Consider the following 11,673-nt stretch of genomic DNA (forward strand, 5'->3'; position numbering starts at 1 on the left):
CCCGATCCGCTCCCACAACTCATCCGACACGATCCACGGCGATGCCCCCACGAGCCGGACAACGCTCAACCCGCCCGTCAGACACGGCAACCAGCGTCAACAGATCTCATTCTGTTAGCTGTTGTTAAACCCTTTAAACGGGGGCCATGGGCGAGGAGTTGAGTGCCTTGACGAACCGAGAGCCGAACACGGGTCTGGAGCGGCTGTACCGCGAGGCCTCGTGGACGCTGCGGCAGTTCGCCCGCGAGGTCAACCGCATAGGGACGGAGCGCGGCACCCCGCTCAGGTACCAGGAGCCCTCGGTCCACCAGTGGCTGAAGGGCTACGTGCCGAGGGAGGACGTCCGCCCGCTGATCCTTGAGGCACTGTCCCGGCGCCTCAACCGCCCGGTGACGTACGCGGAGGCGGGGTTTCCCGCGCCGCCCGGCGACGAGTCCGGTGGGGGCACGGTCGAGGGGCTCGTCGACCTTGGGCGACAGGACATGGACCCGTCGCGGAGGAGCGTGCTCGGGTACAGCCTGTTCTCCGTGGCGTTGACGGTTCCGGGGTGGCCGGATGTGGTGGGGCGGATGGAGGCGGCGCAGCGCGGAACGATCGGCCGCATCGGAATGCCCGATGTGCAGATGGTCATCGCCATGACCGAGCGGGTCTCGGAACTCGACGACCAGTTCGGCGGGCGGCACGCACGCCCAATGGCCGCCGCATTCCTCGTGAATACGGTCGCGCCCTATCTCAAGGCCGACGGGCCCGAATCCGTGCGCAGAGCGATGATGTCCGCCGCTTCCGACCTCTGTTATCTCACGGGATATATGGCCGTGGATGAAGGACTTCACGGTCTTGCGCAGCAGTACTACCTCAAGGCCCTGCATCTGGCCGGTGCTTCCCAGGATCACCTGACGTTCTGCACGACATTGCGGGGCATGAGCGTGCAGGCGGTCGATCTCGGGCACGGTCCGCACGCCATGCGGCTGGCCGATGCCGCCGCAGCGGCGTCCCCGCAGGCCGGGCCGCGTATGCGGGCGTTCCTCGCCGGACAGCAGGCGCATTCCGCCGCACAGCTCGGAGACCGCAGCACCGCGCTGATGTATCTCAAGGAAGCGGAAATCGCCATGGACAAGGCCGAGTCCCAGGCGACGACGTTCGGCTCCTACAACCCGTCGTCCCTCACCTACCACGTCGGCCAGGTCCGTTATGAGCTCGGCGACCTGCCCGGGTCCATCGAAGCGCTGGAGGAGTCCGACCGGCTGCGCCACCATTCGCTCTGGCGCAATCGCGTGCGCTACCTCGCCATGCTCGCCGAGCGGCAGTGCCAGGTCGGCCATCTCGAAGCCGCGTGCGACACCTGGGGCAGGGCCCTGGACATCTATCCGCTGGTGCAGTCGGGGCAGTGCGACGAGCGCGTGAAGGAGATGTTCACGCGGATCCGCCCCCACCTCAAGAACCCCCACGCCCGCCATCTCCACGAGCGCGCCCGGCTCGTCGCGCCCGCCGCGCTCTCCGCGTGACGAGCCGACGAGCCGGGCGGGGTTCCGTCACTCCTCGGCGGTGACCGTGGCGAGCGCCTCGTCGCGTACGTCCGGGTGGGCGTGGCGGCGCAGGGCCCGCAGTTGTTCGCGCCAGGGGGCCGACCAGTTGGTGCGGCGGCCTCCCATCGCGGTGAGGGTGATCGCGAACAGCCCGGCGGCGTGGGTCCCGGCGGAGGTCAGGGCGCGGGCCGCGTGGGCGAGCGAGTCGTCGGTGGTGCGCGGGCCCAGGTGCTGGGTGAGGGAGGCGGCCGTGCGGGCCGCGAGCGCGGGCCTGCCGTCGTGGCAGCGTGCGAGGTGTTCGAGTCGCGCTGTCAGCGTCTCCGGTGCCGCGTGCGGGTCGAGGGTCCGGGCCAGCAGGTCGGCCGCCTCGGGCGCGTAGTCCCCCAGCCGGCCGAGGAGTTCGGCGACCGCGGGCGCCGCTTCCCGTACGGCACGCGGCTGCCAGGTGCTCCGCGCCGCCAGGCCGGCGGTCAGGTGCCGGACGCGCCGGCGGGCCGGCCGGTCGCGGTCGGGCTCGGCGTCCGGGGTTCCGGGCAGGGCTTCGGCCTCGGCCAGGGCCGTGAGCGTACGGAGGAGCGGGGCGGCGTCGGGTGAGCCGGAGGGGGCCAGGGCGACGAGGTCGCACAGCGCGTCGGCGGCCTGGCGCCAGCTCGCCCGGTTCTCCAGGTCGGTGACGGCGGCCTCCAGGGCGCGCGCGGCGTCCGGGGACCAGGGCGACCAGGTCCCGAGCGCCGGGTATCCCAGGCGCGCGACCTCGGGGTCGTCGGTGTCGCAGGCGGCCCGCACGAGTGCGGCGTAACGGGGCCGGTGGTGCTCGGGCAGGTCGTGGGGCCGGCTCGCCAGGACGGCCTTGCGGAGTTCGCTCCGCCCGGTCGCCGCCGTCTCCAGCAACGCCCAGGCCGCTTCGTGCGCGAGCAGACCTTTCGCTACCGCCACGCACGCGGCCCGCACGTCGTGGTGCTGGTCCAGGAGCGCGCACGCCTCGGCCAGGAGTGCCACCGCCTCCGGCGCGGGCAGCGCGGTGGCGGCGAGCCGGGCGGCCTCCTTCCTGCTGGTCACCTTCGTCCCGCTCGTCCCGGTGAGCAGTGACCTCAGCTCTCCCGCCAGGGTGGAGGGCGCGACGAACCGGCTCGCGCGGGACGCCGCGGGGATCGCGACCCGGGCCCGGTCCCCGCCGGCGTGGGAGAGCAGCAGCCGCAGATGCCGCCCCGGGGTCTCCGTCCGGGCGAGGGCCGCGAGGGCGGCCTCGGCGAGCGGCACGTCGCTGTTGTCGGCGTAACGCAGCAGCAGTTCGGTGCCGTGTCCGGGGATCCACGCTGCCAGCCGGAGCGCGTACACGCGCTGGTGGGTCGTGAGACCGTCGTCCGCCGCCGCGCGCGCCAGCAGCCGTGCGGCGGCGGCCTGCTGATGCGGCGTCCAGGACGCGGTGTCCCGGCAGACGGGCGGCAGCCAGTGGCTGCCCTCGATCAGGAACCGGCCGTACGGAGGCGTGTCGCCCAGCAGGACGTCCAGCAGATCGGTGCGACGGCGCACCAGCGTCCACCGCACATGGGAGAACGTGGCGGCGGACGGTTCCAGCGCGAGCAGCTCGGTCAGGCGGGCGTCCCGGGTCCGGGGGTCGTCCAGCCAGTGCGCGGCGGCCTGCTGTCCGTCACCGGGTGTGCCGTGCTCGATCGCGCGCCGCAGCAGGGCCTGCAGCCCGGGTATGCCGTGGCCGAGCTCCTGGAGCGCGTCGGCGAGCCGGATGGTCTCCGTGAAGTCGGCCCTGTCGGCGGCGGCTTCGAGGGCAGGGCGCAGCGCCGCGAAGACCTCGTGCTCCTGACCGGGGCGCAGGTCCTCGCGCGAGGGCACGGCGCCCTGCAGCCGGGCCACGGTGCGGAGCGCCCAGCCCGCCGGCTCCGCCGCTTCCGTCGGTTTCCCCGCCTCGCGCAGCAGGCCGCGGGCCAGGGTGCGCAGGGCGTGGCTCTCGGGCCACGAGAAGTCCCGGGCCTCGACGGTGTCGGTGGTGACGCGCTCCAGGTGGGGGGCGGCTTCGGGGGCGAACAGGGCGGGCCGGAGCTCGGCGAGCGCGGCCAGGACGGCGGAGCGTACCGGCTGCTGCTCGTTGCGCAGCCGGTCCAGGCCCGCGAGCAGTTCCGTGACGGCGGCGGGGTCCCGGGTGAGGGCCGCGTTGCGCACCAGGAGTTTGTAGGCGTAGGCGCGCTCGGTGGGCTCGGAGCGGCGGGTGGCGGCCAGCAGTTCCGGGCGGGCCTCCGCCACCGGCAGGTGCGCCATGGCCGACAGGATCGTCTGCCAGCTCCCGCCGTACTCGCGGGCCTGCTCGGCCATCCGCCGGGCCTCGGCCTGGCGCCGGGCCCGGGGCAGCACGTCGAGGATGCCGTGCGCCAGGGCGGAATGGCTCGTGCTCCGCCCGTTCATCGCGAGGTCGTAGCACTCGGCACGCCGCGACGGCGCCATCGTCTTCAGCAGCCGTGCGAGGGCGCGGTCGTCACGGCCCATCACCCGGGCGAACGCGTCGAAGCCGGGCGGCCGGTGGCGTACGAGCACGCGCAGCACGGACGGCTTCAGACCGTGGAGCTCACTGTCCTCGCGCCCCGGTGCCAGCAGGACCCGGAGGGTGGCGTCCGGGCCGGCGGCGGCCAGCCGGCCGAGCCGCCCGCGGACGCGTTCGGGCAGCGCGCCCGGGCACAGCCGTTCCAGCAGCTCGAGCACCCTCAGGGGCCGTGTCCCGATGGCGGCCGCCACGATGAACCCGTACGCCTGCCACCACCTCCTGCGGTGGTCCTCGGGCAGTGCGGTGAGCCGGCGTTCCGCCTCGTCGAGGACGGCGTCGGGGTGGCGGTCGGCGAGCCGGTGCCAGGGGACGGTGGTGTGGAAGAGAGCGGGCAGCAGCTCCGCGACGGTGGCGGGACCGCAGGCCGGCAGCAGCTTCGCCGCCTCCGCGTCGCCCCAGCGCTCACGGACCGGCCGGACGAGGGCCTCGGCGACGGCTGTGCGGCGGCCCGCGACGACGGCCCGGACGATCTCGCGGCGGACGGCCATGGGGGCGTCGTCCAGCGCCGCCGTGACGGCGGCGTCGGGGATCAGGCCCTGGCGGACGGCGGCGACGGAGTGGCCACGGACGGCCGGATCGGGGTCGGTCAGCCGGTCCCGCAGCCAGGCGACGTCACGGCCGGCCGTCGCGGCCATGGCGGCGACGCCCCGTTCGTACGTGCCGCGCCCCGACAGCTCGGCCAGTGCCGCGCCCAGTTCCCCGCGGGCGCCGAGCTCGCGGGCCCAGAGGGCGATGTGGCGCACGCGTTGGGGGAAGGGCAGGGGGGCGACGGTGGTGAGGAGCGCGTCGGCGAGCGCGGGGGCGGTGTTCTCGATCACGTGGCCGATTCTCGTCGCTGCTGTCCGGATCGCCAAAGGACGGCCGGACGAGGACCACCGGAGAAGGGCGGCCCGAGCGATAGGGTGCGATCGCCCCCGTACACACGCCCCCCGTCCGCACGACCGAAGGAACCACCCGGCCCATGCGCCTCGACGAGCTCGCCGACGTGGGGCCGTTCTTCGCCCTGCGCACCGGCGAAGGGGGCCTTCCGCTCCTCGGCGAGGAGACCGTGCGGCAGCGCGTCGCGACCGTCGCCGCGCGCCTGGGCACCGACGACACCCGGGTCGCCGCGTCCATCGCCTTCCAGGGCATCGCCGGGCGGCTGTTGTCCATCGGTCTGGGATCCGCCGTGCTGACCGGCGAGGTCCCGGACCTCGCCGCGGGCGGCCTCCGCTGGGAGCCCACCAGCGCCGCCCCCGACGACCTGTGGTTGCCCTCCCCCGCCGCGCTGCCCGGGGAGGACCTCCGCACGGCCGTGGTGCAGGACCTTCTCGTCCCCCTGCACGACCTCATCCGTACCGTCACCCCCATCTCTTCCCCTCTCCTCTGGGGCAACGCGGGCTCCTCCCTCGCGGGCTCCCTCCGCGTCCTGCATACCTGGTGCCTCGGCCGGAACCGCACCGAGGACGCCGCCCGGGCCGTCGCCCTCACCCACGAGCTCTTCACCGACCCGCTCCTCCGCGACACCGGTGTGCTGAGCGACACCACCTACATCCGCCGCACCTGCTGCCTCTACTACCGCGTGCCCGGCGGCGGCATGTGCGGCGACTGTGTCCTGCGCCATCCGCCGCGTCACTCCGCCCGGCGCCGCTGAGCCGGCGGCCAGCTCCCCGGGTCGAGCACGCCGAGGACGTACGCCTTGGCCACCAGCGCCGTACGGTTCGGCACCCGCCAGCGGCGGCTGAGGCGGGTGAGGTGGTAGTTGACGCCGTCGACGGTCAGTCCGACCGCCTTGCCGATCGCCGCCGTCGTGGCTCCGGCCGCGGCGAGCTCCAGAATCCGCGCTTCCACAGCACTCACCTCCGTCTCCGGGCCCGACGGCGTCGAGGTTTCGGCTGACCGAACGTGCAGCACCGTCAGCAGCGCCGGATACGTCGGGGACGCGTCGCCGACCGGTTCGACGATCAGCTCGCCCTCGCGCGGAGTTTCCCGCCCACCCACCGTCCAGCGCACGTCGATGGTGTAGCGGGACCGGCGGCCCAGGCGCAGGGCCTCGATAAGCCGGTTCATCTGGGGGGCCGCGCTGTCGCTGGGGTGGAAGAGGTCCAGCAGGTTGCGGCCGCGCACCTGCCCGGGCGCGAGGCCCCACTCGGCCGCCATGGCCGGGTTGGCGCTGGTCACCTCGCCGTTCGCGCGGGAGATGGCGATGGGGACGGGCAGCCGGTCCAGCAGCATCATGAAGTAGTTGCGCCAGGTGAAGTACGCCTCGTGTTCCGCGCTGTTCACGGTTCCCCGTCCCCCTCGTTCGTACGGTGACTGTCTATGGCGCAAGAGCGACACGCCGTTGGTCACTGCACAATCATGCAGTGAAACGTACCGACGGTTCGGTCCGGGGCGGTGACCCTGAAGTCATGACAGCGACGTCACTCACCACCGACATCCCCCTCGTCGACATCACGGCCGTCGGAGCGACCGACACCCCGTTGCAGCAGGTCATGCGCCTGGCCCGGCGCCACGGGCCGGTCTTCACCCGCAGGCTGCACGGCTCGGACCGGCTGTTCGTCACCTCCCTCGATCTCGTGTCCGAGCTGTCGGACGAGCAGCGGTTCACCAAGTCCGTGGGCCCGGCGCTGGAGAACGTCCGGGAGTTCACCGCCGACGGGCTGTTCACCGCCTACAACCACGAGGCGAACTGGGCGAAGGCGCACGACATCCTGATGCCCGCCTTCGCCCTGGGCTCGATGCGCGCCTACCACCCGGCCATGCTGCGCGTCGCCCGCCGGCTGATCGACGCGTGGGACGGCCACCTGGCCACGGGTGTCCCCGTCGACGTGCCCGAGGACATGACGCGGATGACGCTCGACACCATCGGGCTCGCGGGTTTCGGCTACGACTTCGAGTCGTTCGCCCGCCCCGAGCCGCACCCCTTCGTGGGGGCGATGGTGCGCTGCCTGGACTGGGCGATGAACAAGCTGGGCCGTGACCCCGACGAGGACTTCGCCGCCGAGGACGCGGCGTTCCGGGAGGACGCCGCGTTCCTGGCCGGTGTCGTCGACGACGTCATCGCCGCCCGTACGGCCTCCGGCGACACCCGCACCGACGACCTGCTCGGCCTGATGCTCGGCGCCCCGCACCCCTCCGACGGGACCACCCTCGACGCCGCCAACATCCGCAACCAGGTCATCACCTTCCTGATCGCCGGTCATGAGACGACGTCCGGCGCCCTCTCCTTCGCCCTCCACCACCTCCTCAAGGACCCGGTCTCGCTGCGGCTGGCGCAGCGGGAGACGGACGAGCTGTGGGGCGACGCCGAGGACCCGGAGCCGACGTTCGAGGACGTCGGGCGGCTGCGCTGGACCCGGCAGGTGCTGCTGGAGGCGCTGCGGCTGTGGCCGACGGCGGCGGCGTTCACGCGCGAGGCCCGGGAGGACACACTGCTCGGCGGCCGCTATCCGCTGCGCGCCGGGGAGGGGGTCACCGTGCTGACGCCGATGCTCCACCGGGACCCGGTCTGGGGCGACAACCCCGAGCTGTTCGACCCCACGCGCTTCGACCCGGCCGTGGAGGCGGCTCGTTCCCCGCACGCGTACGAGCCGTTCGGCACCGGGGAACGGGCCTGCATCGGGCGGCAGTTCGCGCTGCACGAGGCGACGATGCTGCTGGGGATGCTGATCCACCGCTACCGGTTCGCCGACTCCGCCGGTTCCACCGGCTACCGGCTGCGGATCAAGGAGACCCTGACCCTCAAGCCGGACGGCTTCACCCTCACCCTCGCCCGCCGCACGGCGGCCGACCGGGCCGTGAACCGGGCTGCTCTGCCGACCTCGGCACGCACGGAGACCGTCCGCGCGGAGAAGGGCGAAGGCGGGCCCACCCGGGCCCGCACCGGCACCGGGCTTCTCATCCTCCACGGTTCCAACTACGGCACGTGCCGCGAGCTGGCCAGGGACCTCGCCGACCAGGCCGCGCGCCTGGGCTTCGACGCGTCCGCCGCCCCGCTGGACGAGCGCACGGGGGCGCTGCCCACGGACACGCCGGTGGTGCTGGTCGCCGCGTCGTACAACGGGCGGCCGACGGACGACGCGGCCCGTTTCACCGAGTGGGCCGAGCGCACGGCGGGGGCGGGGGCCGCCGACGGCGTCCACTACGCCGTCCTGGGCGTCGGCGACCGCAACTGGGCCGCCACCTATCAGCGCGTTCCCACCCTCCTCGACGAGCGGCTCGCCGCGCTCGGCGGCACCCGGCTGCTGCCGCGCGCCGAGGCCGACGCGTCCGGCGATCTCACCGGCACCGTCGAGGACTTCACCCGCTCGCTGTGCCGGACGCTGCTGGAGCGTTACGGCGACCCGGAGAGCGCGGGGGCCGTCGCGGCGCCCCAGGACACCGACGGCCCGGCCTATGAAGTCGCCGAGGTCGCGGGCGGCCCGCTGACCGCCCTGGCCGAGCGTCACGGGATGCTGCCGATGACCGTGACCGAGGCGTACGAGCTCACCGACCCGGCCCATCCGCGCACCAAGCGATTCCTGCGGCTGGCGCTGCCGGAGGGGGTCACGTACCGGACCGCCGACCATCTGGCCGTGCTGCCCGCCAACGCCCCGGAGCCCGTCGCCCGCGCCGCCGCGCTCTTCGGCGCGGACCTCGACACGGTCCTGTCGCTGCGGCCGCGCCGCGCCGGGCGTGACACGCTCCCCGTCGACCGGCCGCTGACCGTGCGCGAACTCCTCACCCACCACCTGGAACTGGCGCAGCGACCCACTCCCCGGCAGGTGGCGGCGCTGGCGGAGCGCAACCCCTGCCCGCCGGAGCGGGCCGCCCTGGAGTCCCTCTCCCCCGGCGACCCGCGGACGCTCCTGGAGCTGATCGAGGACCACCCCGCCCTGCGCGGCGCCCTGGGCGCGGCGGCCCTGCCCGAGCTGCTGCCGCCGCTGCGCCCGCGTACGTACTCCGTCTCCTCCTCCCCGGCCGTGGACGCCCGTCACACCGATCTGATGGTGTCCGTACTGGAGGCCCCGGCCCGCTCGGGCAGGGGCGTCTTCAAAGGAACGGCGTCCGGGCACCTGGCCGCGCTGCGGCCGGGCGACACGGTGCTCGCCCGTGTCCAGCCGTGCCGTGAGGCATTCCGGATCTCGGTGGACGAGCGGACGCCGGTGGTGATGGTCGCTGCCGGAACGGGGCTGGCCCCCTTCCGGGGGACGATCGCCGACCGCACCGCCCTCGCGGCGGCCGGTGCCGAACTCGCGCCCGCGCTGCTGTACTTCGGCTGCGACGCGCCGGACGCGGACTTCCTCCACTCGGCCGAGCTCCGCGCGGCCGAGGACGCGGGGGCCGTCTCCGTGCGCCCGGCGTTCAGCGAACGGCCGGAGGAGAGCGGCCCGTACGTCCAGCACCGGCTCGCCGCCGAGGGCGACGAGGTGTGGTCGCTGCTGGAGGCGGGGGCGCGGGTGTACGTCTGCGGTGACGGCGCCCGTATGGCCCCGGGTGTCCGGGCCGCGCTGCGCGACCTCTGCGCCCGCCGGACGGGCGCGGACGCCCGGGCCGCCGACGCGTGGCTGCGCGAGCTGACGGACGCGGGCCGGTACGTCGAGGACGTGTACGCGGCGGGGTGAGACCCGCGCCCGCCCGGCTCCGCCCGAACCCACCGGCGACGCGGTACGGCCGCAGCGGCTACGCTGCGGCCTGAGCCGGGCGGCACGCGCGGCCGCATACGGCTTCACGGGGGACAGGGGGGTCGGTGAGCGGGACGACCGAGACCACGACGACGACCACGAGCGGCGGCGGCGAGACCCGTATCGGCCGCCGCCGGGTGCTGGGCGTCCTGGCGGGCGCGGCCCTGCTGCCCGTGGCGGGCTGCGGCAGCGGCTCGGAGAAGCGGACGGAGCCCTCGGGGCCACCGCCGCCCGGCGGCAAGTCCGGCCCCGACGCCACGATCATGATCATCCGGCATGGGGAGAAACCGCGCGGCGGCGCGCGCGGGATGGACGAGAACGGCGAGCCGGACAAGAAGTCGCTGACGCAGCGGGGCTGGGAGCGGGCCCGGGCCCTCCCCAAGCTGTTCACCCCCGCGACGGACACCGCCGGGCGGGCCGGGCTGCCCCGGCCCTTCACCCTCTTCGCCGCCGCCGACTACGGCCCCAACGCGGGCTCCCACCGCATGCGGCAGACCGTCACCCCGCTGTCCGAGGAGCTCAAGCTGCCGGTCAACACCTCCTTCTCCGAGACGGAGGAGGAGAAGCTGGCCGCCGCCGCGCTCGCGTCGCCGCAGCCCGTGCTGATCTGCTGGGAGCACTCCAGGATCAAGGACATCGTCAAGGGGCTGGGCGCGGCCGGGGCGCCGGGGGTGCCGAAGTCCTGGCCGGACCGGTTCGACCTGGTCTGGGTGCTGACCCGGCGGCGCGGCGTCTGGTCCTTCCGGTCCGTCCCGCAGCACCTGCTCGACGGCGACGCGGCGGCCACCGGGCCGAGTGGGTGACCCGGCGTCAGTTCCCGTACCCTACCGACCGTTCACATCGGCACAGGGACGGGAACGAACGCACGATGACCATACGCAGCGGCATGATCGCGTCCGTGACGGCGGCGCTTCTGGCGGTACCGGCCGCGGCGACGGACGCGGCCGCCGCGGAGCCCTCCGCGTCGTACGCGGCCACCACGTCCGTGGGGGTGCACAACGCCTACGACAAGGCCAAGTACCCCTACTTCGCCGACGCCCTCGACTCCGGGGCCGCACTCCTCGAACTGGACGTGTGGTCCAACGGCTTCGGCGGCCGCGCCTTCCGCGTCTCCCACGCCAACCCGGTCGCGAACGACAACAACTGCGAAGGCGCCGGCTCCGCCGCCCGGCTCCGCACCGGCTCGCGCAACCAGCCGCTGTCCGGCTGCCTCGCCGACATCCGCGCCTGGCACGACGCCCACCCGGGCCACCGGCCGGTGCTGCTCAAGGTCGAGATGAAGGACGGCTTCAACGCCAACAGCGGGCGCGGCCCGGCCGAGCTCGACGCGCTGCTGACGGCGAAGCTCGGGGACGCCCTCTACCGCCCGGGCGACCTGCTCGGCAAGCACGCGAACCTCGACGAGGCCGTACGGGCCGGCGGCTGGCCCGCGCGCTCGGCGCTCGCGGGCAAGTTCATCGTCGAGCTCATCCCCGGCACGGTCGAGGAGGGCAACCCGGCGGACCGGCTGTGGACCGACCGTGAATACGCCATGTACCTGCGCGACCTGGCCGCCGCCGGGCGCATCCGCCAGGCCGCGGCGTTCCCGGCCGTGCACGGGGCGGTCCCCGGCGACCCGCGGTCGCGCTACGCCGATCCGGCGATCCGGCCCTGGTTCGTCTTCTTCGACGGGGACGCCACGGCGTACACGGGCGGCGGCATCGACACCGGGTGGTACGACAGCCGACACTACATCGTCGTGATGACGGACGCCCACAAGGTGGCGCCGGCGATCGATGTCACCCGGCCGACGGAGGCGCAGGCGCGCGACCGTGTCGCCCTTATGGCGCGGGCGCGGGCCAGCTTCGCCACGGCGGACTGGTATCCGCTGCCGCGGGTGCTGTCCACGGTCCTGCCGCGCGGCTGAACCAGCCGTGGGGCTTCCCGCGCCTTCGGCACGGGTTTCGCC

General features: G+C 74.1%; 7 protein-coding genes. 5 read left to right on the forward strand and 2 right to left on the reverse strand.

Going from position 1 to position 11,673, the window contains the following annotated elements:
* The first annotated feature begins 146 nt into the window (after positions 1-146).
* Complete coding sequence (locus K6I33_RS23280; RefSeq protein ID WP_374285661.1) at positions 147-1,505, forward strand: tetratricopeptide repeat protein; 1,359 nt, start codon at positions 147-149, stop codon at positions 1,503-1,505.
* Positions 1,506-1,532: 27 nt separating this feature from the next.
* On the opposite strand, the gene K6I33_RS23285 is transcribed toward K6I33_RS23280, so the two are convergent.
* The gene (locus tag K6I33_RS23285) at positions 1,533-4,898 is read right to left on the reverse strand and encodes a hypothetical protein (RefSeq protein ID WP_229356382.1); all 3,366 of its coding nucleotides are present in this window, start codon (positions 4,896-4,898) and stop codon (positions 1,533-1,535) included.
* Positions 4,899-5,041: 143 nt separating this feature from the next.
* Here K6I33_RS23285 and K6I33_RS23290 point away from each other — a divergent pair, with 143 nt between their 5' ends.
* The gene (locus tag K6I33_RS23290; RefSeq protein WP_229356394.1) at positions 5,042-5,713 is read left to right on the forward strand and encodes a (2Fe-2S)-binding protein; all 672 of its coding nucleotides are present in this window, start codon (positions 5,042-5,044) and stop codon (positions 5,711-5,713) included.
* Here K6I33_RS23290 and K6I33_RS23295 read toward each other — a convergent pair.
* Positions 5,692-6,345, reverse strand: a complete 654-nt coding sequence (locus K6I33_RS23295) for a PAS domain-containing protein (RefSeq protein ID WP_229356396.1) — start codon at positions 6,343-6,345, stop codon at positions 5,692-5,694. The genes K6I33_RS23290 and K6I33_RS23295 overlap by 22 nt on opposite strands.
* Before the next feature lie 125 nt (positions 6,346-6,470).
* Between K6I33_RS23295 and K6I33_RS23300 the strand changes: the two genes are divergently transcribed.
* The 3 genes from K6I33_RS23300 (at position 6,471) to K6I33_RS23310 (ending at position 11,631) form a co-directional block, all read left to right on the forward strand.
* Positions 6,471-9,665, forward strand: coding sequence for a cytochrome P450 (locus K6I33_RS23300; protein ID WP_229356404.1), 3,195 nt, complete (start codon positions 6,471-6,473; stop codon positions 9,663-9,665).
* A gap of 125 nt (positions 9,666-9,790) precedes the next feature.
* Positions 9,791-10,528, forward strand: coding sequence for a hypothetical protein (locus K6I33_RS23305; protein WP_229356406.1), 738 nt, complete (start codon positions 9,791-9,793; stop codon positions 10,526-10,528).
* Positions 10,529-10,593: 65 nt separating this feature from the next.
* Positions 10,594-11,631, forward strand: a complete 1,038-nt coding sequence (locus tag K6I33_RS23310) for a phosphatidylinositol-specific phospholipase C domain-containing protein (protein WP_229356407.1) — start codon at positions 10,594-10,596, stop codon at positions 11,629-11,631.
* The last annotated feature ends 42 nt before the right edge of the window (positions 11,632-11,673 follow it).

The organism is Streptomyces sp. UNOB3_S3 (assembly GCF_020740895.1).
Lineage (GTDB): Bacteria > Actinomycetota > Actinomycetes > Streptomycetales > Streptomycetaceae > Streptomyces.